We start from the raw sequence: 21,300 nt of genomic DNA on the forward strand, positions 1-21,300 counted from the left end.
GGGTTACCATGGCGAGGTGACTAACGATGACATTTCGCCCCAGACCACGAACCCAACCCAATCGACTGCTAAGTCTGAGCAGTTCTTTGCTGAGGCCCAGGCGGTAACGCCAGGTGGCGTGAACTCGCCAGTTCGCGCTTTCGGATCCGTTGGTGGCACGCCACGTTTCATCGAGCATGCGAAGGGCTCGCGTCTTTTTGACGTTGATGGCAACGAGTACGTTGACCTCGTGTGTTCCTGGGGGCCAATGCTGTTGGGACATGCGCACCCAGCTGTAGTGGAGGCAGTCCAGAAGGCAGCGGTCAATGGCCTGTCTTTCGGCGCCCCGACCACGTCTGAGACGGAGCTTGCAGAGCTCATTATTAGCCGTACCTCGGTGGAGGAAGTCCGCCTGGTCAACTCCGGTACCGAAGCAACGATGTCGGCAGTTCGCTTGGCTCGTGGTTTTACTGGTCGCAGCAAGATCATTAAATTCGCTGGTTGCTACCACGGACACGTTGACGCATTGCTGGCTTCCGCAGGCTCTGGTGTTGCAACGTTCGGCTTGCCAGACTCCCCAGGCGTAACCGGCGCGTCTGCGGCGGACACCATCGTTGTTCCGTACAACGATATTGAGGCTGTTGAAGCGGCATTTACGGCGAACCCAGGTGAGATCGCATGTGTAATCGCTGAAGCTGCAGCAGGCAACATGGGCACCGTTGCGCCACAGGACAACTTCAACGCGAAGCTGAAGAAGCTCGCGAACGACAATGGCGCGCTGTTGATTCTGGACGAGGTCATGACCGGTTTCCGTACCTCGAAGAACGGTTGGTGGGGCGTCGATGGCGTCGCAGGAGACCTGACGACGTTCGGCAAGGTCGTTTCTGGTGGTCTGCCAGCGGCCGCGTTCGGTGGCCGTCGCGATGTCATGGAATACCTTGCTCCGAACGGTCCTGTGTACCAGGCAGGCACGTTGTCGGGTAACCCAGTTGCCATGGCTGCGGGTATGGCGAATCTGCGCCACGCAGATGACGCTGCTTACGCTGCGGTATCCGCTAATGCCGACCGCTTGTCGACGATCCTGTCCGACGCTCTCACTCGTGAAGGCGTTGCTCACCACATGCAGCGTGCAGCGACGATGCTGAGCCCTCGCTTTGCAGAAGGTGAAGGACACAATTTTGCTGACATGCAGGCTGCGGACACATTCCGCTACCCAGCGTTCTTCCACACTCTGTTGGAGAACGGGGTGTACGCGCCGGCGAGCTGCTTCGAGACGTGGTTCGTCTCGTCCGCGTTGACTGACGCTGACTTCGAGATCATCGAATCCGCTGCAGCTAAGGCCGCCAAGGCAGCTGCAAGCGCGAAGCCAGAGAACTAGTAGAGAGGCCGCCCCGTTACTGTGAGCACACACGCGAAGCACACGATCGTTCATTTGGTCCGCCACGGTGAAGTTTTCAACCCGGAGAAGATTCTCTACGGACGGCTGCCAGATTGGCATTTGTCCGATCGTGGTCGTGCCCAAGCTGCTGCAACGGCTGAGTCTTTCGCTGGCCACGATGTCCGCTACTTCGCGTGTTCGCCACTGGAGCGCACCCAGGAAACGAGTGCCGCTTTCACCAAGGTGCTGGGTATGAGCCCAACCCTTGACGACGACGTCATTGAGGCCGGCAATTCCTTTGAGGGATTGCATGTTCGTGGTTGGGACTCTGATCTGTGGAACCCGAAGTACTGGTCACGGCTGCGCAGGCCTGGCCAGCCAAGCTGGGGTGAGCACTACGTCGACATCGCTGATCGCATGTTTTCGGCTATTGATCGTGCTCGTCTCGCTGCTGAGGGGCACGAAGCGATTATCGTCACTCATCAGTTGTGTGTTGTCGCTGCTGCGCGCCGGGCACGCGGCTTGAAGCTTGCGCATAACCCTGCGACCAGGCAATGCGATCTGGCTAGTGTGACGTCGCTGGTGTTCGTGGGGGATGCCCTTGTCGACGTGCGTTATTCAGAACCAGCAGCTCATTTGTAGACTGATAGCTCACGTAGCTCACGTAGCCCACGTTCGAGCTTGAATGGAAGAGGGATTTATGCGTTCCCGCAGTCGAATTCTCACTGCCGTGGCAGCTACTGCGATGGCCGGTGTGATGGCAGCAACGCTGGTTGCTTGTGGCGATGACGACACCGTTGGCCACGATGCTGTGGCTATCGGTGGTCAATTTGAATTTGTGTCGCCAGGCGGTAAGCAGGTCATCGAGTACGCTCCAGAAGATCGTGCACAGATCGGTGAGGTGTACGGCGAGTCTTTGACGGATAAGGGCAAGGAGATTTCCCTTGCTGATTTCAAGGATCAGATCGTTGTCTTGAATGCGTGGGGGCAGTGGTGTGCTCCGTGTCGCTCGGAATCCGATGACCTGCAGGTCGTGCACGAGAAGATGCAGGACGAGGGGATTGGCACCGTTCTCGGCATCAATGTTCGGGACAATGTACGCCAGGCACCTATCGATTTCGCAAAGGACAATGGGCTTACATATCCGTCCATTTACGATCCACCATTCTTGAACGCAGGCGCAATGGGCGGCATCCCAGCGTCGGTTGTGCCAACGACCATCATTTTGGATCGTCAGCATCGCCCGGCCGCGGTGTACTTGAAGGAAATCACCGAAGCTGAATTGTGGAAGGCCGTCGAGAAGGTCCGAAACGAGGAGGCGTAGGTGCTTTACGACGTCTATGCCCAAGGCATCGGCCAATCTTTCGCTGATACCGCCACTAGCGGTCCGCTGCTGTTGGCATTATTGGCAGCAATGGCTGCAGGTCTCGTGTCGTTCGCGTCGCCATGTGTGATTCCGCTCGTGCCGGGATACATCTCATATTTGACGGGCATTTCGGGAGCCTCGGTTGCCGATCCACTGGCAGCGTTCGACCAGCCGGAGAAATCCAAGGCTGAGGCTCGCAGTGCTCGGCTACGGGTGACGTTGGCTGCCATTCTCTTTGTCGCCGGTTTCACGGTGATCCTGACGTTGGGATCGGCATCGATCTTTGGTTTGGTGTCGACGCTGCGCGTGCAGGCTCGGGTGCTGACCATTGTTGGTGGCATCGTCACCATTGCGATGGGCCTGGTGTTCATGGGGATGGTGCCTGCTCTGCAGAAAGACACGCGCATGTCTCCGAAGAAGTGGACGACGTGGGTGGGTGCTCCGCTGCTTGGCGCAGTGTTTGCGTTGGGCTGGACCCCGTGCCTGGGACCGACGCTGACGGCGATTATCTCCATTTCGGCTGGTACCGAAGGGATGACTGCGGCGCGAGGTGTCTTGCTGATCATCGCGTACTGTTTGGGACTTGGTCTGCCGTTCATTCTCGTGGCATTAGGATCTGCCTCAGCAATGCGCGGTGTGGATTGGTTGCGTCGCCATTCCCGCACCATTCAGTTGATCGGTGGCGTGCTACTGGTTCTCGTGGGCGTGTGCTTGGTCACTGGCCTGTGGGACATGTTTATCAATTGGATTCAGGTCGCGTTTATCTCCGATACCGTAACCCCGATCTGATTATCTAACTCAGAAAGAAGCTTTCATGTCTGCGTCGCAGAATTCGATGGTCTGGAACAAAGTGAAGCGCCCGTTCCGTATGGCGTGGAACTGGCTGACCAGCATGCGCACCGCCTTAATCTTGATGTTCTTGCTGGCGTTCGCGGCCGTGCCTGGCGCATTGCTACCTCAGCGTTCGCTGAGTCAAGACAAGGTCGACCAGTACTTGGAAGCTAACGGCAAAACTGCCGAGATCTTCGACAAACTACAAATGTTCGACGTTTTTTCGTCGTACTGGTTCACAGCGATCTATGTACTGTTGTTTGTTTCTTTGATCGGCTGCATCCTGCCGCGCAGCTGGGATCATTACCAAGCAATGAAGACGCCACCGGCGAAAGCTCCGAAGAACCTGGACAGGTTGCCGATGAGCGATGCAGGTATCGTCGACAAGCCATTCGACGAGGTCGCATCCGATGTTCGTTCCCGGTTGCGGAAGTGGCACAGCACAGAGACTCCAGCGGAGGAGGACCGAGCGGGTGCGGTGTCGTTTTCGGCGGAGCGTGGGTACTGGCGTGAGTTCGGAAACTTGGTGTTCCACCTTGGTCTGGTGGCTCTCCTTGCGACGGTCGCTGCTGGACGCCTGACGTACTACGAAGGTCAGATCATTCTGGTGACCGAAACTGGCACGCAGATCGACAGCCCAGAAGTCAATGATGCTGTGAACGTTCCGTTCTGTAATACGGCCGTCGCGAACTTCGACTCCATGCGCAATGGCAACACGTTCGATGGCACGACCTTGAATCCGTTCTGTGTTCAGGTGGAGGACTTTAAGGCGGACTATTTGCCGAATGGTCAGGCGGAAATGTTCACCTCGAATATTCGCTATGCCGACGAAGCAGACATGCGTAAGCCAGTCGAGCAGTGGGAAGAGACCGAACTCAAGGTCAACCACCCACTGCGTATCAACGGTGACCGTGTGTACCTGCAGGGGCACGGCTTTGCGCCTGCGGTGAAGGTGACGTGGCCAAACGGGGAATCCCGCACCTCAATTGTGCAGTTCCGTCCAGATGATCCGACGTTCTTCCTGTCATCGGGTGCGATGCGATTCGACCCACCGGCTGGTATGTACCCGGATCTTTTTGAGCGCCGTCAGAACCAGCTTGCTTTGGAAGGTTTGTTTGCGCCGACAGCTCAGTTCACTGGTGAAACTGGTCAGCTGCTGACATCGTCGTACCCTGCGCTGCGTGACCCAGCGATTGCTATCGATATCTATCGTGGTGACGCTGGCCTTGATACCGGTCGAGCACAAGGGTTGTTCTCGCTGGATCGTGACCTCATGCACTCGGGTGCCTTGGCTAAGGAAGCTCGTGTGAACCTGAAGCAAGGGGAGAGCACCACCCTGGAAGATGGCACGAAGCTCGAATTCCTTGGCGCGAAGGAATTTGTGAACTTGCAGGTTGCTCACGATCCGACGCAGGGCTGGGTTCTCGCGTCGGCGATTATGATGCTGGGTGGTCTGCTGATGTCGTTGGCCATCAAGCGTCGTCGCATCTGGGTTCGACTACACCCAGTAGACGAAAATTCGACTCGTGTGGAGTTTGGTGGTTTGGCTCGAACTGACCGTGCCGGCTGGGGCGAAGAGTTCGATGAGATCGTCCGCTGCGTTCTTGGTCGCCCAGACGTGGACGACGAAGAAGATTAGACCGTTTCAATAACCCCCCGATAGCGGGGGTTCTCAGTTTTAGGGACTAGGTTAGTAACAACTCTTGTCCCTTTTGGCTCATTCTTTATTGGAGTTGCCTCTATGCCTGTTAATCAGACGCTGGCGCAGTTTTCGGACTGGTCGTATTTCACGGCCTTCGGTCTGTACCTCGTAGCACTGTTGTTCTTCATTGGGCACTATGTGCGTCGTCAGTTCGCCATTGAAGCGGAGCGCGAAGCGGCACTGACGGAGTCTGCAGACGAGAAAGTTCTCGTTGGTGCTGGCGCAAGCAACGCCAATGCAGCCGACAACGTTGATGCCACTGATTCGGTGGCGACTGGCACATCAAGTTCGTCGGTAAGCACACGCGAAGCACAGAGCGAAAAGGCCGAAAAGTACTCAAAGGTCGCTCGCCGTTGGGGCAACATGGGCGAGCTGGTGCTGTTCCTGGGTATCGCGGTGCACTTTGCATCGGTCGTGCTGCGAGGTCTGGCAACAAGCCGTTTCCCATGGGGCAACCTGTACGAATACATTGCCCTGACATTGCTGTTCGCCATGATTATGGCCGCCGCACTTTTGCACCAGGAAAAGATGAAGGTGTTTTGGCCGTGGCTGCTCACCCCAGTCGCAGCGCTCATGTTCTATGGCGGAACCAGCTTGTACGCAGAGTCCGCGCCAGTTGTGCCAGCGCTGAAGTCGAACTGGTTCATTATTCACGTTTCCACCGTCTCCGGTGGTGGCAGTATCCTGCTGGTTTCGGGCATCGCTTCGCTGTTGTACCTGCTGCGTATCGCACAGCCAAAGGGTAAAGAAAAGGGATTCTTCGGCAAGGTCGTGATGCCGTTGCCAGAGGCAAAAACCCTCGACGCAATCGCGTACCGCACCGCAATTCTTGGTTTCCCACTGTTCGGCCTGGGCATCGTGCTGGGCGCAATCTGGGCAGAAGTTGCGTGGGGTCGTTTCTGGGGCTGGGATCCGAAGGAGACTGTTTCCCTCATCACCTGGATGATCTACGCCGCGTACCTGCATGCTCGCGCAACCTCTGGTTGGCGTAATCACAAGGCTGCGTGGATTAACATCCTCGGCTTTGCGACGATGGTCTTCAACCTGTTCTTCATCAACATGGTTGTGTCCGGACTGCACTCTTACGCAGGCCTGAACTAACCAGCACTGAGACTTTTAACCGGCATCGCCACCTCGGCTAGGCTGTGACACTATGCGCATCCTAGTCACCGGCGGTGCCGGTTTTATTGGTTCTAACTTCGTTCTACGAACCTTGTCGACGCGCCCTGACGTCGACATCACCGTCCTGGATGCTTTTACCTACGCAGCGAATCCTGCGAGTCTGCGTGACCCCGACACAGGGGAGTATGTCTGCGAGGTCGTTCGTGGCGACATTCGCGATGCTGCCTTGGTGGACGAGCTCGTCGCAAAGCATGATGCGGTGGTGCATTTTGCAGCGGAGAGCCATAATGACAATTCTTTGCGCGATGCCGACCCGTTTGTCACCACGAATGTGATGGGGACGGTGAACATCGCGAAGGCGTGTGTGGCGCATAAGGTGCGCTTGCACCATGTGTCCACGGACGAAGTGTTTGGGGATTTGGCTCTCGACGATCCTGCTCGGTTTACCCCAGAGACTCCTTACGCACCGTCAAGCCCGTACTCGGCATCGAAGGCGTCGGCTGATCATTTTGTGCGCGCGTGGGTGCGCAGCTTCGGTCTGCAGGCGACGATCAGCAATTGCTCGAACAACTACGGTCCTCGCCAGCATCCCGAGAAGTTCATCCCGCGCCAGATTTGTGGTCTGCTGAATGGCCGACAGCCACGGCTCTACGGCACCGGCGAGAATGTTCGCGACTGGATTCATGTGGACGATCACAACGATGCAGTGTGGCGCATTCTTGACGACGGCCGTATCGGGGCCACCTACCTCATCGGCGCGAATGGTGAGCGATCAAATATCGACGTCGTGAAGGACCTGCTGCGGGCGTTCGGGCACGACGAGGATGCCTTTGTTCATGTGACGGATCGCCCGGGGCATGATCGTCGTTATGCGATTGATCCTGCGTCGATGACCGAGCTTGGCTGGAGCCCACTGCACACGGACTTCGCGGATGGGCTTGCGCAGACCATCGCGTGGTACCGCGACAACGAATCGTGGTGGGCGGAAGCCTATGCGAAGGCAGAAGCCGGCTATAGCACCCGCGAAACTGTGTTGGGTTAACACGAACAACCCGCGGTCAGTGCCTACACTGGTAAGCCATGAGCGCTTTTGAACCGACTGAGATCCCAGGTGTCTACGTTTACGAACCTGTCGTGCATGGCGATGACCGTGGTTTTCTCACCGAGTGGTACCGATCCGACGCGCTGACGGACGCCCTGGGCTACCCGTTTGTGCCGGAGCAGGCGAACCTCAGTAAGTCGGCGAAGGGCGTGGTGCGGGGTCTGCACTTCGCGGACGTGCCACCGGGGCAGGCGAAGGTCGTGAGCTGCCCGGCCGGCCACATCATCGACATTCTCGTTGACTTGCGACGCGGTTCCGAGACCTTTGGCAAGCACATGACCATTGAGCTTGATTCGGCAAAGCCACGAGTTGTGTACATTCCGAATGGCATTGGTCATGGCTTTGTTTCACTTGCCGACGACTCGATGGTCAGCTACCTGATCTCAGCCGCATATGACCCTGAACATGAACATGCCGTGAGCATTACTGACCCGGCACTGGGCATCGATATTGAGGGGTTGGTGGCGTGGGCGGGCGTCGAGAAGCCGATTCTTTCTGAAAAGGATGCGGCTGCGCCGACATTTGCAGAGTTTGAGACAAGCGGTCGAGTGCTGCCGTCCCAGCTTGATTGCGAAGAGTGGGACACCATGATGCGCGATGGCTGGGCTCTTGCCAACGAAGCAGCAGGCGACGAGGTCTAGCCGAATGAAAGGCATCATTCTCGCAGGTGGCACGGGAACGCGACTGTTTCCGATCACGCAGGCAGTCAGCAAACAGTTGGTTCCTGTGTATGACAAGCCGATGATCTACTACCCGTTGTGCACGCTCATGCTGGCGGGAATTCGTGACATTCTGATCATTACAACTGTGCAGGATGCGCCACAATTCGAGCGCCTGCTTGGCGACGGCTCCGAGCTGGGCATTTCTATTTCCTACGCAACGCAAGAAGCCCCGAATGGTCTCGCCGAGGCGTTCATCATTGGCGCGGACCATATTGGTGATGATTCTGTGGCATTGGTGCTTGGCGACAATATCTTTTACGGTGCTGGACTCGGTACGCAGCTGCGACGCTTCCATGATGTGGATGGTGGAGCGATCTTTGCCTACTGGGTTGCAGATCCGAGCGCGTATGGTGTGGTCGACTTTGACGAGGCGGGCCGGGCGACTGCGATCCAGGAAAAGCCGACTGAGCCGCGCAGTAATTTCGCTGTTCCTGGCCTGTACTTCTATGACTCGGATGTCGTGGAGATTGCTCGTGGTCTGACGCCGTCAGCGCGCGGGGAACTTGAGATCACGGACATCAACCAGACGTACCTTGACCGTGGAAAACTGCAGGTGGAGATTCTGCCGAGAGGGACGGCGTGGCTGGATACCGGCACCGTTGACAATTTGATGGCTGCGGGGGATTTCGTGCGGACGATTGAGCATCGTCAAGGTTTGAAGATCGGTTGCCCAGAAGAAGTCGCGTGGCGCATGGGCTTTATCGACGACAACGCGATGCGCACTCGTGGCAATGAACTGGCGAAGTCTGGTTACGGCGAGTATCTGTTGCAGCTACTGCAGCGTGGGAAAGACGTGTAGCGCGACTGCGTGGGAATGCCTGAGCGGTTCTGCCAGCGCAGAAAGAAAATGGCCAGTTGTGCCTGGCTAATGACGGCTTACTGGTTTCCGCTTTCGCTACCTTCATCGCCTTCGCCACCGGCACCAGTCTCGCCACTGCCGCCCGCATGCGGATCATTGCTGCCAGGATCAGCCTTGGGCTTTCGTTGTGGCTCGCGCAGCAGTGCTTCCCGCTCACGACGGCGCTTTTCTTCCCACTGAGCCTTTTCGAGTTTCCACAGAAAATCGGCGTCGTCGTCAGGTGCAATCGCGTGTGGTTCCTGTTGGCCACGGGAGCCACGGGAGCCGAACGATCCTCGTGATCGCGCGCGTGCGCCGGGCCCAAAAGCCTTCCAGACCAGCACAATTGCCACAACAATGAGAACCAAAAGGATTAAACGACCCACCTGAAACCTCCTACTTGTCACCAGGATACGTAGAGTAAGGCATTGTGAGTGATGCAATGGAGTCAACGAACCCTAACGCAAGCCGGGGTAAGGCTTTCAAAAAGCTGTCCCTATATGGGTTGGCGCGCCTGGCGCTGTTCCTTGGCTTGTTCTTTGTTCTGCTGGTCGTGATGTATCTGATGCAGGTTCAAGTTCCAGCAGCTATTACGGCCGTGCTGGCGTTGATCATCGCGATGCCCCTGTCGGTGTTCGCCTTCCCAGGTCTACGTCAGGGGGCTAATGAAGCTGTCGCGGAGTGGACGCAGCAGCGCCGTGAGCACAAGGAATACATGCGCAAGGAACTCGCAGAGCGCGAGAACCTGTAGTTACTACGCTGCTGTAGCTACGGCGCTGCTGTAGTTCCTACACCCCAGCTGCCAGTGTTGCGGCGGTAATGACCGCCCACACGAGCATGGCTCGGCCGGTGAGCCCAAGAACCGGAATCAATTCTTTACCCATCGCTCCAGCGCGAACTGGCTTCGCAGCTGCGAGAAGCAGGGGAGCAACCACAAGGCCCAGTACCGTGAGTAGGCTTTGTGCCATCAGTACGATGGATGCGACCAGCGGCAGCGTCGCCAAGATGAGCCAGAGTACGCGGGTGTTGTCGTCGCCAAGTCGAACCGCAAGGGTGATCTTGCCGGCTTCGGAGTCGGTAGGAATGTCACGCAGATTATTTGCGAGGTTCACCGACGAGGACATCGAGCCAATCGCGATGGCTCCCACCACACCGACCCAACTGATGCGACCAGTTTGGGTGAATTCAGTACCCAGCACTGCGACGAGTCCGAAGAAGATGAAGACGGCTACCTCGCCAAGCCCGCGGTACCCATACGGGTTCTTGCCACCGGTGTAGAACCACGCACCCGCGATGCACACCAGACCCACGACAACGAGCCACCAGGCGCTCAATACTGCCAACGCAAGCCCAGCCAAACCCGCAACTGCGAAGCTCGCGAACGCCGCGTACTTCACGGATTTTGGCGCAGCCAGCCCGGAGCCGGTCAGCCGTAGCGGTCCCGAGCGGTCTTCATCGGTGCCACGAATACCGTCAGAATAGTCGTTGGCATAGTTCACGCCCACAATCAGCGCCCACGCCACAATCAGTGCCAATCCAGCACGGAGCCACGACACCTCGCCGTACGAGGCGGCCGCACCCACACCAACCACCACTGGGGAGAAAGCATTCGCCCACGTGTGGGGGCGGGCTCCTTCTAACCAATCGGCGAATGTTGCGGTGTTCGAGGCTGTAGACATGGAGTCCATCATAGGACCCGCCCCCATCAGTCTCGCTGCGAGCGGAGCTTAAAAGAGCTTCACGACGCCCCGACGGTCAATCTTTCCCGGACCGATAAGGGGGAGTGCGGTTACTTGCTTGATGTCCTTCGGGAACTGCCAGTGGGCAAGCTGGCCTGCTTCTTCGGCATCGTCGAGACCGTCCATGATGTCGCCGATGGTCGCAGAGCCTTCATAGGCTGCGACGATGGCGTGGCCAAGTCGTGGATGCGGAATACCCACCACGCATGCACCAGTGACACCGGGGATGGCGAGGAGTACGTGCTCGACGACTTCGGGGTGGAGTTTCAGGCCACCGGAGTCGATGATCGTGTCGAGGCGGCCGGTGATGTGGAGGCGACCGTCGATAAGCGTGCCGCCGTCGGAGGTAGCGAACCAGCCAGGTGTTGCAAATGCTTCGTGATCGGGGGCGTTGCGGTAGCCGTGCGCGATCATGGGGCCGCCGAGGTGGACGCGACCGTCGCGGATATCGACCTGTGCGCCCGGGATGGGCTCGCCGTTGTAGACGCAGCCGCCGGCGGTTTCGGAGGATCCGTAGGTGGTGACGATGTTGATGCCTGCCTTGCGTGCCCGGTCGGCGAGCTGCGGGTTGAGGGCCGCACCGCCGACGAGGATGGCATCGAAACGCTGCAGAGCCTCGATGCCACGCGGGTCATCCATGGCTTTGGCCAGCTGGAGCGGAACCAACGAAGTGTAGGCGCGGTTGCTGGATAGCTGCGCGGTGCTGGTGGCGAAGGCGGTGACGTCGAAACCGTCGGTGACATCAACGAATACCGGGGTCGTGCCCGCGATGAGCGAACGCAGCAGCACCTGCAAACCAGCAATGTGATGCGCAGGCATGGCGAGCAGCCACTGGCCCGCGCCACCCAAGTACTGGTGCGTGGCCTCGCCCGAGCTGATCAGATTGCCCGGCGTCAGCTGCGCGCCTTTGGGAGTGCCTGTCGAACCGGATGTGCCGACGACCAGGGCAATCGAAGGATCAATAGCCTCGCCAGCGCGTTGGGAGGCGCGGAGGATGGAAGAGCGGGCGGCGTCGTGAAGCGGAACGGGCAGCAGCGACGATTGGCCAGCGAGAGCCGCTTCCAGATCGGGCAGAATAGCTGCCGGATGGTGGGGGTCGACCGCGAGAACACGAAGCATGGACACGAGGTAGGAGTGTAGTTGGTGGGAGTGAGATCGGTGGTGGAGTGAGTCAGTAGACACGGCCTTCCTTCTGGAAATCTTTCGCCATCGTCTTACGTAACATCCACCTGCCGAAATGTGATGTTGATCCGCCCCTCGGCAAGACCGCAGCCCTCGGGCAGCGTGCCCGGCCGAGTTTTGGGAACGCCATGGAAAGCCAAACGCTTCGGCCCGCCAAAAACAATGACGTCGCCACTAGCGAGCGTCACATCATCCCACGGCCTGTTCCGATTCTCGGTGCCACCGATACGGAACAGGGCTTCGTCTCCAATAGACAAGGACACAATCGGCGCTGGTGAGGCCTCATTGCGATCTTGATGCAGACCCATCGTCGCGCCGGGCGGGTAGTAGTTCACTAGGGCCATGTCCGGTCGGAAAGAGGATGTGGCTTGGGCAAGTGAGTCGTCGTAAAGCGAAGCAGCAGCAAGCGCGGAACGGGACAGCTCTACAAGATTGTCGGGAATCGGCGGAACCCGGTGGCCGGACACATGAGTGACGTAGCGGTACGGGCGGGTCACCCACATGCGTCCGAGATGAAGCATAAAAACCTGCATATCACCGCTTTTGAGCTGCGGGCGGGCCATTGCCAGAGGCGTGCCGACGAGTTCCCGCGCAATCTCGCGCAACTGGGAAACAATGCTCGCCTGCTGTTCGAGTGGTAGCCAGTTCGGCAGGTGGACGACTCCCGGAGTAATGAGGGAGTCATCGCGGGGAAGTTCACCGAAAAGCATGTGGCTCAGTGTAGGGGAGGGACCAAACCTTCCAAGCCGGGCACAAGTCAGGCGCGAATATAGTTTTCGCCTACCCGCGGTGCACAATAGATGCATGAACGAAACCAGTACCGCAACCAAACTCCCCGCGATCCTGTCTATCCAGTCGCACGTGAGCTTCGGCCACGTCGGCAACTCTGCTGCAGTATTCCCACTGCAGCGCGCGGGCTTCGAAGTTTGGCCGGTCCACACCGTTGCATTTTCCAACCACACTGGTTACGGAAAGTGGCGCGGCCCGCTGATTCCTGCCTCCGACGTGAGCGCCGTCATCCAAGGCATCGATGAACTGGGCAAGCTTGGCGACGTCGACGCTGTCATTTCTGGTTACCAGGGGGGAAGTGACATCGCTGGCGCTATTGTCGACGCGGTTGCTTTGGTGAAGCAGCACAATCCGCAGGCGATCTACTCCTGCGACCCAGTAATGGGTAACGCTAAGAGTGGCTGCCATGTCGCCGACGACATTCCGCCACTGCTGCGCGACAAGGTTGTTCCGGTCGCAGATGTCATCACCCCGAACCAGTTCGAGCTGGGGTACCTGACTGGCCGCGAGGTAGGTGACCTTGAATCCACTATCGCTGCAGCCCACGCAGCCCGTGAGATGGGGCCCGAGACCGTGCTCGTGACTAGCGTGCTGCGCCCAGATCGCCCGGAGAACACCATCGAGATGTTGGCCGTCAACAGCTCGGGCGCATGGCTCGTCGCCACCCCGTACCTGCCGTTCAAGCGCAACGGCTCTGGCGACGTGACCGCCGCCTTGTTCGCCGGCAACCTGGTTCATGGAGACGGCATTGACGGCGATCTCTCTGAGGCGCTCGGCAACACCGCAGCCAGCGTCTACGAGCTGCTGAAGGTCACCTACGAGTCCGAATCCACCGAGCTGGAGCTCATCAAGGCGCAGGACGCCTACGTCAACCCAGGTCAGCGCTTCGAAGTTACGAAGATCGCTTAGTTCGCTTTACGACGATCGCCCCGGAAGCAGGAACACCTGCCCGGGGCGAAACTGATCCCTAGTAGTAGAACGGGAATTCGTCCCAGTTCGGGTCGCGCTTCTCCAAGAAGGCTTCCTTACCTTCCACGGCCTCGTCGGTCATGTACGCCAAGCGGGTGGCTTCGCCTGCGAATACCTGCTGGCCCATGAGTCCGTCGTCAGTCAGATTGAACGCGAACTTCAACATGCGCTGAGCAGTTGGAGACTTGCCGTTGATTTCGCGTGCCCACTGCACCGCAACATCTTCCAGCTCGCCATGGTCAGCGACCTCGTTGACGGCACCCATGCGCTGCATGGTTTCTGCGTCGTACGCACGACCCAAGAAGAAGATCTCGCGAGCAAACTTCTGGCCGACCTGCTTTGCCAAGTAGGCAGAGCCATAACCAGCGTCGAACGATCCCACATCGGCATCGGTCTGCTTGAAACGGGCTTCCTGACGAGATGCAATCGTCAAGTCACACACCACATGCAGCGAGTGTCCGCCACCAGCTGCCCAACCGTTCACCACGGCGATAACGATCTTCGGCATCGTGCGGATAAGGCGCTGCACTTCCAAAATGTGGAGGCGACCACCCTCGACCTTCACTCGTGCTTCGTCGACAGTCGATGCATCAGCGACGGCGTCGTCATGCTTGTGCTCGGTCGCATACTGGTAGCCGGAACGACCACGAATACGCTGATCGCCACCAGAGCAGAATGCCCAGCCACCGTCCTTTTCGGATGGCCCGTTGCCGGTCAGCAGGATAACGCCAACGTCTGGGGTGCGACGCGCGTGGTCAAGGACGCGGTACAGCTCATCGACGGTATGCGGGCGGAACGCATTGCGAACCTCAGGACGATCGAATGCGACACGAACAATGCCGTGCGTGCGGCCCTCGCCGGTGTGGCGGTGGTACGTGAGGTCAGTGAGATCCTCGAAACCAGGGACGGTCGCCCACTGGTCGGCCTTGAATGGATTATCGGTGCTGTACGTCATAGTTCCTAACGGTAGTTCAAACTTCTGGCTACAAATGGAGGCATGACCGACCTTCGCCTTCAGCCCGATGACATCCTGGATCGCGCTCACGTCGTAGCGCTGCCCATGCGGGTGACGTTCCGTGGCATCAATACTCGAGAGCTCATGCTTTTCGACGGCCCCGCCGGGTGGGCTGAATGGTCGCCATTCCCAGAATACGAACCGGCGGAAGCTAAGCGCTGGCTGGACTGTGCCCTCGAAATGGGTTTTCATGGCGCCCCAGCGCCGCTGCGTGATCGCGTTGCCGTCAACGCCACTGTTCCGGCTGTTGATGTCGAAGCCAATCCTGACACAGTTCCTCTCCTGCTCGAACGCTATCCGGGGTGTCGCACAGTCAAGGTCAAGGTCGCTGAACGCGGTCAGAGTTTGCTTCACGACGTCGCCCGCGTCCGTCATGTCCGTCACTGGTTCGAGAGCCAGGGGATCGACGTCGCCCTCCGCGTCGACGCGAACGGTGGTTGGTCCGTTGATGAAGCACTGATCGCAATTACTGCTCTCGCAGACACCGGGCCGATTGATTACGTGGAGCAGCCGTGTCAGACCATTGATGAGTTGGCTGCAGTGCGCGCCGGGCTGCAGGAACGCGGCTTGGGCATCGATAGCAGCACCCCGGTTCGGATCGCAGCTGATGAACTCATCCGAAAGGCCTCCGACCCAATGGCTGTGGTTCGGGCAGGGGCGTGTGACGTGGCCGTCGTCAAGGCTGCGCCGCTGGGTGGGCCAAGCAGTGTGGTCAACGTAGCCAACCACATCGCGGAGTACAGCGTTCCAGTGACCGTGTCATCGGCCCTGGAATCAGCAGTGGGCATGGGAGCAGGCATCGCAGCGGCGGCTGCAATCCCCGCGACTGACGGTGAACCACATGCCGCAGGGCTAGCCACGGGCTCTCTGTTCGTCCACGATGTCACGGAGCCCCGACGCATCGTGGACGGTCATCTCGATGTCGCCCCTGTCGTGCCCGATCCAGCACGGTTGGCAGAATTTGCTGTCGAATCGTCACGTCGTGATTGGTGGTTCAACCGCCTCCAACTAGCCTGGAACGCGTGAACGAATCTCCCATGGATAGCGTGAAGTCTCCGGCAGCCGTCACTGCCGGTGTCATCGTCGACGAACTCATTCGCTGTGGCATGCGTGAAGCTGTCGTGTGCCCGGGCTCCCGTTCGGCCCCACTCTCACGCGCGCTCCTGGCTGCGAGCAATGCCGGTCGCATCCGTCTGCACGTGCGTATCGACGAACGCTCAGCAGCCTTCCTCGCCCTCGGGCTGGCAGCGCAGACGCGACGCATTACGCCAATCGTCACTACCTCCGGAACGGCCGTGGCGAACCTGACTCCCGCGATGGTTGAAGCAACGTACTCCAACATTCCATTGCTGGCTCTCACAGCAGACCGGCCGTCGTCGTACCAGGGCACTGGGGCTAACCAAACGATTGATCAAGCCCAACTATTCGCCAAAGCTTCTGTCGCCGAGTTTGACTTAGATGGCACCGCAGAAGTGACCCAGTCTTCTGCTGCGGTTATCCGTGCACGTATCGACCGGCTGGTTGCCACAGCAACGGCGAGCGCTGGCTACAACGGGGCACACAACTCTGGGCGCGTGCGTGATACCCGCGGTGGTGCGGTGCATCTCAACGTCCGTTTTGTCGAACCACTGGTGCCGCAAGTCGACGAAGAACCAACCATTCCGGAAGGCCGTCCCCATGGGGCACCTTGGACGGATATTTCCCATTTGCGCCAGGTTGTAGCCGGGCATGAGTCCGTCGCAAAGCTGGATCTGTCCCGCCGAACCTTGGTGATTGCCGGAAGCGGGGCAGTGGCACACCCTGCGCTTTACGACGTCCCGACCATCGCTGAGCCGTCCACATTCGCGCCGGAGTTTCCTGTGCATCCGTTAGCCGCTGGGGCGTTTGCGCAGATTCTGCCGGAACACATCGTGGTGTTGGGGCGTCCGACTCTGCATCGTGGAGTAGCAAAGTTGCTGGCGAACCCCGACATCGACGTCACTGTTGTTGCGTCGGATACGGACTACCCAGATGTGACGGCGAATGCTCGTCGTGTCGTTCGTGGCGTCGAAACGACCGGAGAATGTGCCGAGCAGTGGCTTAAGGTCTGCGAAGCCGCATCCGAGCTAGGAGTGAAGGCGGTACGGGAGACTCTTCAGGAAACCACTGACGAGCTCACCGGATTACACGTCGCTGCAGCCATGACCGATAGTTTGCGTACCGGCGACCTGCTGGTTCTCGGAGCATCGAATTCTGTCCGCGACGCTTCCTGGGCAGGGTTGCCATTCCCGGGTGTGGATGTGTACGCAGGTCGTGGTGCCGCAGGCATCGACGGAACCGTTGCGACGGCCATCGGCATCGCCCTGGCGCGTGATCGCGCGAACTCAGAGGAAATTCGTCCGCCACGCACCTTGGCGTTGATGGGCGATCTTACGTTCCTGCACGATGCTGGGGCATTGTCGATTGGCCCTGACGAGCCACGCCCTGCCAACCTCACCATCGTCGTCGCTAATGACACTGGAGGCGGCATCTTTGAGACTCTCGAAGCTGGTGCGCCAGATCTGCGTAGCGGTTTCGAGCGCATTTTCGGCACTGCTCAGGATGTAGATTTGGGTGCACTGTGTGAGGCCTATGGCGCGCAGTACGTTCTCGTCCGCGAGCTACCGGATCTACTTCAGCAGTTGCATCCAGACACGGATGTCGACGGCATCCGCGTTATCGAGGCAGTGACGGCCCGAGGTAGTCGTCGTGACGTTCATGAAAAGCTGTACGCGAAAGCGGAGCTACGTTAAGTAGAAGCGAGGTGGAACACGCAGTGAACGGAAAGTTCCAAGGTTGGCCGAGGAGAGCCCGGCAGCTCCTCATGTTTGTGATGATCTGTCTTTTCGTCACATGCGTGGGACTAGTGTTCGGATGCTGGTCCGCAGATCGTGCCATCGAGTCGAATCGGGGAGAGGCCGTGGCCACCGTTCGGCATACGAGCACGCTGCGTACTGCGGTGGATTTTGTCGATGAAGAGGGGGAATACCGCTCGCCAGTGAATGGTTTGTTGTACCCCGTGGGGCTTGAACAAGGGCAGCGGGTGCGGGTTGAGTACGACCGGGAAAATCCAGAAACTGTGCGCGTCGAAGGGCGGCGATGGACGCTGTCAATCATTCCGGCATTGAGTATCTTGGTGGTTGGATTGGTCATTGCAATTCCGTTGTGGTGGCTGACGGTTCGCGCAACCAATCGTTTACTTGAAAATTCCCAAGATTCAACCCAGGCGCCACCAGAAGGTTTAGTCGGAGTGTGACCCTAGTGGGTATGCGAGTAGCGATTGTGGCAGAGAGCTTCCTTCCGAACATCAATGGAGTCACTAACTCGGTTCTGAGGGTGTTGGAGCACTTACGTGCTGAAGGGCACGAAGCTATCGTTATTGCTCCAGGTGCACGCGACTTCGAGGAAGAAGTCGAGTTCTACTGTGGTTACCGCATCGAGCGAGTACCAACGGTGATGATGCCGTTGATCGACTCCCTGCCCATCGGTGTTCCTCATGGCCGCGTTGCGGCGGTACTGGCCAAGTTCAAGCCAGATGTTGTTCACCTTGCCTCCCCGTTCGTGTTGGGTGCAGCTGGTGCGTTTACTGCGAAGGCTCTGGGGATCCCAGCTATTGCTGTGTACCAAACCGATGTCGCTGGTTTTGCCAATAACTACAAGCTCGCTGGTTTGTCCGCTGCAGCGTGGTCGTGGACTCGAGTGATTCACAATTCCTGCGCTCGAACCTTGGCTCCAACGACGCCGACGATCCAGGACCTCACCATGCACCGCATTCGTGATATCCACCGTTGGGGTCGTGGCGTCGATGCGCAGCGTTTCACTCCTGCGAAGCGTTCGCACACTGTGCGCAAGTTCTGGAGCCCGCAGGGCAAGCGCATTGTTGGTTACGTGGGGCGCCTCGCTGCAGAGAAGTCGGTAGAGCGTCTTGCAGTTCTTTCCGGTCGCGATGATATTCAGTTGGTCGTTGTTGGCGATGGCCCGGAGCGCAAGCGACTCGAAGAGCTCATGCCAGATGCGATCTTCACCGGACAGCTCACTGGTGATGAACTGGCACAGGCTTACGCCAGCTTGGATGTGTTCGTGCACACCGGTGATTTCGAGACGTTCTGCCAGGCAGTGCAGGAAGCCCACGCATCGGGTGTACCGGCGATCGCGCCGAACGCAGGTGGCCCGAAGGACCTCATCACCAACGGGGTCAATGGACGTCTGCTCAACCCAGCATCGTTCACGGACGAGCTCCTGGATGCTGTCAACGAGTTCACTTTCCCAGAGGATCCAGCGAAGTCTGCTGCGCTGCGAAATGTCTGCCGCGACACCATCCGCACCCGCACCTGGCACGCACTGTGCAGCGACCTGGTCAACCACTATGCAGAAATCAGTGGGGTTCCGGCACACGGTCGCGAGCACCACTCGGTGGCGTAGTCCACGCGGTCGCGTAATCTGGCCGTGTGTCAAAGGCAGAGAACGTACGCGCTGATTTAACCAAGAACCCCATCGATGTGGCTTCAATGTTCGATGGGGTTGGCAAGAACTATGACATCACTAATACCGTGCTGTCAGCGGGCATTGACGCCCAGTGGCGTAAGGCCACGACTCGGCGCCTTAACCTCGCCCCGGGCGAGTTGTGCTTGGATCTCGCAGCAGGCACTGCGGTATCGACGGTCGAGTTGGCTAAGTCCGGTGCTGAAGTCATTGCATGTGACTTCTCCCGGGGCATGCTGAAGGCCGGTGCTCATCGTGATGTGCCAAAGGTCTGCGGTGATGGCATGAATCTGCCATTCCCAGATGAAACTTTTGATGCCGTGACCATTAGTTTCGGGCTCCGCAACATCGTGGATTTCAAGGCTGGTCTACGCGAAATGGCTCGTGTCACCAAGCCTGGCGGTCGGATTACTGTGTGCGAGTTTTCCACGCCGGTTGTGCCGGTCTTTTCTACGGTCTACAAGGAGTACTTGATGCGTTTGCTTCCTCGCATCGCAAAGGCGGTGTCGTCCAACCCAGACGCGTACGTCTACCTAGCAGAGTCCATTCGAGAATGGCCGCACCAGGAAGAACTCGCACGCGCCATCAACCACAGTGGTTGGGAGCACTGCGGTTGGCAGAACCTGACCTTTGGCATTGCAGCTCTGCACTCCGCAGTCAAGCCTGCGTAAGAGACCTCGGCTAGGCCCATGGCTTACGGCTATCCGCCGCAATCGATGCTTTTCCTGCTGCACGCCACAGCTTTGCGACGACATCGCGATCCGACTCCGTCACAAGGTTGCCCATGAGCCGTGCAGCCACGCCCATCACGGAATTTCCCCATGGGGCACCGATGGTCAGTGGACCGACCGTCGGCAAGAACCAGTCAAGAGTCAGCGACTCTGCCAACCGGCGGGCGAGAGAGAATCCCTCACCGAACTCCCGGCGCAGAAGTGCTGGCCACGCGTAGGTGAGCCCGTCTCGGTTGTTCACGAGCGAAGATATGAGTTCAACGGCAAGACGCGAGCTTTCCATGCCGTAGTCGATACCTTCGCCATTGAGGGGGTTGACCAGTGCTGCGGCGTCGCCAAGCAGTGCCCAATTGGGGCCAGCGACATGGCTGACGGACCCGCCCATGGGCAGAAGCGCAGAGGTGACCTTGGTGGGGGTACCGAGCTGCCACTCCTCGCTGACTTGCGACGCGTAATGGCGCAGCAGCTTCTTCGTATTCACCTTCGCTGGACGCTTTGAAGTCGCCAACGCGCCACAACCTACGTTCATCTGCTGCACGCCGTCGATCTCGCCAAGTGGGAAAATCCAGCCGTACCCTGGGTGAACTGTGCCTTCATCGTCGCGCAGTTCGAGGTGAGAGTGAATCCACTGGGTCTTTTCCGGGTCTTCACTTGACGACGTGCAGTAGGACCTCGCTGCCACCCCGAACACATTGTCCCGGTGCCAGGTGCGCCCAAGCATCTTGCCAACAGGGCTGCGCACACCGTCTGCAACGAGCAGCCAACTAACCTTCACCTCATGCGTGGTGCCCTCTGAGCTGCGAAGGGTTACCCCCGAAACGGCACGTCCCACATCGTGCGTAACCGATGAGACAGCAAAACCATCACACACAGTCGCGCCGAGAGAGCGGGCATGCTGGACAAGGAGATCGTCGAAAAGCAATCGCGGAACAGCTGAACCAGCAGTGGGGAAGGGGCCTTCTGGCCATGGTGCGGTGATAGAGCCCCCGAATCCATGGAGTTTCAGACCGTTGTTTCGAGTGCGCTCCAGAACGCCTTCGGCCAGACCAAGTCGGTCGAGCTCGGCAATTGCGCGGGGGGTAAGTCCGTCGCCACAAGTCTTGTCGCGGGGGAACGTTTGGCTGTCCACGAGAAGTACACTGAAACCAGCGTCAACTGCGTGAATAGCTGCGGCGGCCCCTGTTGGGCCGGCACCTACGACAAGGACATCAACGGAAAGTGGCGGAATCGAAGCAGAGGAACACACTGCCTCAGGCTATACCGTAATCCGAAGTTGAAAAGCTATTGCGGTATGTTGCTTTGAGGAAAAGACTCTATAAATCCGTGAGCAAGGTA

22 protein-coding genes are annotated in these 21,300 nt (G+C 58.7%); 16 read left to right on the forward strand and 6 right to left on the reverse strand.

The features are described 5' to 3' along the window. Positions 1–31: 31 nt before the first annotated feature. From hemL to rfbA, 9 genes are all read left to right on the forward strand, one after another. Positions 32–1,357: a glutamate-1-semialdehyde 2,1-aminomutase gene (gene hemL, locus WG938_RS01630; protein WP_445228194.1), complete on the forward strand. Its 1,326-nt coding sequence runs from the start codon at positions 32–34 to the stop codon at positions 1,355–1,357. A gap of 21 nt (positions 1,358–1,378) precedes the next feature. Further along, positions 1,379–1,999 carry a histidine phosphatase family protein gene (locus WG938_RS01635; RefSeq protein WP_339976898.1) on the forward strand — a complete coding sequence of 207 codons (621 nt, stop codon included), beginning with the start codon at positions 1,379–1,381 and terminating at the stop codon, positions 1,997–1,999. A 58-nt stretch (positions 2,000–2,057) separates the two neighbouring features. Further along, entirely contained in the window at positions 2,058–2,681 is a 624-nt protein-coding gene (locus WG938_RS01640) for a TlpA disulfide reductase family protein (protein WP_339976900.1), read from the forward strand. Further along, complete coding sequence (locus WG938_RS01645) at positions 2,682–3,512, forward strand: cytochrome c biogenesis CcdA family protein (RefSeq protein WP_339976902.1); 831 nt, start codon at positions 2,682–2,684, stop codon at positions 3,510–3,512. Positions 3,513–3,537: 25 nt separating this feature from the next. Next, the gene (gene resB, locus WG938_RS01650) at positions 3,538–5,193 is read left to right on the forward strand and encodes a cytochrome c biogenesis protein ResB (RefSeq protein WP_339976904.1); all 1,656 of its coding nucleotides are present in this window, start codon (positions 3,538–3,540) and stop codon (positions 5,191–5,193) included. Positions 5,194–5,295: 102 nt separating this feature from the next. Continuing rightward, a complete protein-coding gene (ccsB, locus tag WG938_RS01655) occupies positions 5,296–6,357 on the forward strand; it encodes a c-type cytochrome biogenesis protein CcsB (protein ID WP_339976906.1) in 1,062 nt (353 codons plus the stop codon). 52 nt (positions 6,358–6,409) lie between these two features. Then, positions 6,410–7,420 (forward strand): dTDP-glucose 4,6-dehydratase, encoded by a 1,011-nt coding sequence (gene rfbB, locus WG938_RS01660; protein ID WP_339976908.1) that lies wholly within the window; start codon positions 6,410–6,412, stop codon positions 7,418–7,420. Between the two features lie 38 nt (positions 7,421–7,458). Next, positions 7,459–8,121 carry a dTDP-4-dehydrorhamnose 3,5-epimerase family protein gene (locus WG938_RS01665; protein ID WP_339976910.1) on the forward strand — a complete coding sequence of 221 codons (663 nt, stop codon included), beginning with the start codon at positions 7,459–7,461 and terminating at the stop codon, positions 8,119–8,121. A 4-nt stretch (positions 8,122–8,125) separates the two neighbouring features. Beyond that, the gene (gene rfbA, locus WG938_RS01670; protein WP_339978718.1) at positions 8,126–9,001 is read left to right on the forward strand and encodes a glucose-1-phosphate thymidylyltransferase RfbA; all 876 of its coding nucleotides are present in this window, start codon (positions 8,126–8,128) and stop codon (positions 8,999–9,001) included. A 77-nt stretch (positions 9,002–9,078) separates the two neighbouring features. Here the strand turns inward: rfbA and WG938_RS01675 are convergent, their stop codons facing one another. After that, a complete protein-coding gene (locus WG938_RS01675; protein WP_339976912.1) occupies positions 9,079–9,426 on the reverse strand; it encodes a hypothetical protein in 348 nt (115 codons plus the stop codon). A 44-nt stretch (positions 9,427–9,470) separates the two neighbouring features. Here WG938_RS01675 and WG938_RS01680 point away from each other — a divergent pair, with 44 nt between their 5' ends. Further along, positions 9,471–9,791, forward strand: a complete 321-nt coding sequence (locus tag WG938_RS01680; protein ID WP_339976914.1) for a DUF4229 domain-containing protein — start codon at positions 9,471–9,473, stop codon at positions 9,789–9,791. A gap of 37 nt (positions 9,792–9,828) precedes the next feature. Here the strand turns inward: WG938_RS01680 and WG938_RS01685 are convergent, their stop codons facing one another. The 3 genes from WG938_RS01685 to WG938_RS01695 form a co-directional block, all read right to left on the reverse strand. Further along, positions 9,829–10,719, reverse strand: a complete 891-nt coding sequence (locus WG938_RS01685) for a 1,4-dihydroxy-2-naphthoate polyprenyltransferase (RefSeq protein WP_339976918.1) — start codon at positions 10,717–10,719, stop codon at positions 9,829–9,831. A 48-nt stretch (positions 10,720–10,767) separates the two neighbouring features. Next, entirely contained in the window at positions 10,768–11,904 is a 1,137-nt protein-coding gene (menE, locus tag WG938_RS01690) for an o-succinylbenzoate--CoA ligase (protein WP_445292872.1), read from the reverse strand. 89 nt (positions 11,905–11,993) lie between these two features. Beyond that, on the reverse strand, positions 11,994–12,671 hold the full coding sequence (locus WG938_RS01695; protein WP_339976920.1) for an alpha-ketoglutarate-dependent dioxygenase AlkB family protein: 678 nt from the start codon (positions 12,669–12,671) through the stop codon (positions 11,994–11,996). A 94-nt stretch (positions 12,672–12,765) separates the two neighbouring features. On the opposite strand from WG938_RS01695, the gene pdxY reads away from it, so the two are divergent. Next, the gene (gene pdxY, locus WG938_RS01700) at positions 12,766–13,659 is read left to right on the forward strand and encodes a pyridoxal kinase PdxY (RefSeq protein ID WP_339976922.1); all 894 of its coding nucleotides are present in this window, start codon (positions 12,766–12,768) and stop codon (positions 13,657–13,659) included. 58 nt (positions 13,660–13,717) lie between these two features. Here the strand turns inward: pdxY and WG938_RS01705 are convergent, their stop codons facing one another. After that, positions 13,718–14,674 (reverse strand): 1,4-dihydroxy-2-naphthoyl-CoA synthase, encoded by a 957-nt coding sequence (locus tag WG938_RS01705; RefSeq protein WP_339976924.1) that lies wholly within the window; start codon positions 14,672–14,674, stop codon positions 13,718–13,720. Positions 14,675–14,716: 42 nt separating this feature from the next. On the opposite strand from WG938_RS01705, the gene WG938_RS01710 reads away from it, so the two are divergent. The 5 genes from WG938_RS01710 (at position 14,717) to WG938_RS01730 (ending at position 19,905) form a co-directional block, all read left to right on the forward strand. After that, a complete protein-coding gene (locus tag WG938_RS01710) occupies positions 14,717–15,760 on the forward strand; it encodes an o-succinylbenzoate synthase (protein ID WP_339976926.1) in 1,044 nt (347 codons plus the stop codon). 80 nt (positions 15,761–15,840) lie between these two features. After that, positions 15,841–17,505: a 2-succinyl-5-enolpyruvyl-6-hydroxy-3-cyclohexene-1-carboxylic-acid synthase gene (gene menD, locus WG938_RS01715; RefSeq protein ID WP_445292888.1), complete on the forward strand. Its 1,665-nt coding sequence runs from the start codon at positions 15,841–15,843 to the stop codon at positions 17,503–17,505. 167 nt (positions 17,506–17,672) lie between these two features. Then, complete coding sequence (locus WG938_RS01720) at positions 17,673–18,008, forward strand: DUF3592 domain-containing protein (RefSeq protein ID WP_445228168.1); 336 nt, start codon at positions 17,673–17,675, stop codon at positions 18,006–18,008. 11 nt (positions 18,009–18,019) lie between these two features. After that, positions 18,020–19,174, forward strand: a complete 1,155-nt coding sequence (locus tag WG938_RS01725; protein WP_339976928.1) for a glycosyltransferase family 4 protein — start codon at positions 18,020–18,022, stop codon at positions 19,172–19,174. Positions 19,175–19,200: 26 nt separating this feature from the next. After that, the gene (locus WG938_RS01730; RefSeq protein ID WP_339976930.1) at positions 19,201–19,905 is read left to right on the forward strand and encodes a demethylmenaquinone methyltransferase; all 705 of its coding nucleotides are present in this window, start codon (positions 19,201–19,203) and stop codon (positions 19,903–19,905) included. A 10-nt stretch (positions 19,906–19,915) separates the two neighbouring features. On the opposite strand, the gene WG938_RS01735 is transcribed toward WG938_RS01730, so the two are convergent. Beyond that, the gene (locus tag WG938_RS01735) at positions 19,916–21,211 is read right to left on the reverse strand and encodes a geranylgeranyl reductase family protein (protein ID WP_339976932.1); all 1,296 of its coding nucleotides are present in this window, start codon (positions 21,209–21,211) and stop codon (positions 19,916–19,918) included. Between the last annotated feature and the right edge of the window lie 89 nt (positions 21,212–21,300).

It is taken from the genome of Corynebacterium sp. H113, assembly GCF_037572315.1.
Taxonomy (GTDB): domain Bacteria; phylum Actinomycetota; class Actinomycetes; order Mycobacteriales; family Mycobacteriaceae; genus Corynebacterium.

Coding starts and splice junctions, on each gene's coding strand:
- WG938_RS01665 (WP_339976910.1), top strand. CDS start 7,459: ATGAGCGCTTTTGAACCGACTGAGATCCCAGGTGTCTACGTTTACGAA.
- WG938_RS01685 (WP_339976918.1), bottom strand. CDS start 10,719: ATGTCTACAGCCTCGAACACCGCAACATTCGCCGATTGGTTAGAAGGA.
- WG938_RS01725 (WP_339976928.1), top strand. CDS start 18,020: ATGCGAGTAGCGATTGTGGCAGAGAGCTTCCTTCCGAACATCAATGGA.
- pdxY (WP_339976922.1), top strand. CDS start 12,766: ATGAACGAAACCAGTACCGCAACCAAACTCCCCGCGATCCTGTCTATC.
- rfbA (WP_339978718.1), top strand. CDS start 8,126: ATGAAAGGCATCATTCTCGCAGGTGGCACGGGAACGCGACTGTTTCCG.
- menD (WP_445292888.1), top strand. CDS start 15,841: ATGCGTGAAGCTGTCGTGTGCCCGGGCTCCCGTTCGGCCCCACTCTCA.
- resB (WP_339976904.1), top strand. CDS start 3,538: ATGTCTGCGTCGCAGAATTCGATGGTCTGGAACAAAGTGAAGCGCCCG.
- WG938_RS01695 (WP_339976920.1), bottom strand. CDS start 12,671: ATGCTTTTCGGTGAACTTCCCCGCGATGACTCCCTCATTACTCCGGGA.
- ccsB (WP_339976906.1), top strand. CDS start 5,296: ATGCCTGTTAATCAGACGCTGGCGCAGTTTTCGGACTGGTCGTATTTC.
- WG938_RS01640 (WP_339976900.1), top strand. CDS start 2,058: ATGCGTTCCCGCAGTCGAATTCTCACTGCCGTGGCAGCTACTGCGATG.
- rfbB (WP_339976908.1), top strand. CDS start 6,410: ATGCGCATCCTAGTCACCGGCGGTGCCGGTTTTATTGGTTCTAACTTC.
- WG938_RS01710 (WP_339976926.1), top strand. CDS start 14,717: ATGACCGACCTTCGCCTTCAGCCCGATGACATCCTGGATCGCGCTCAC.
- WG938_RS01705 (WP_339976924.1), bottom strand. CDS start 14,674: ATGACGTACAGCACCGATAATCCATTCAAGGCCGACCAGTGGGCGACC.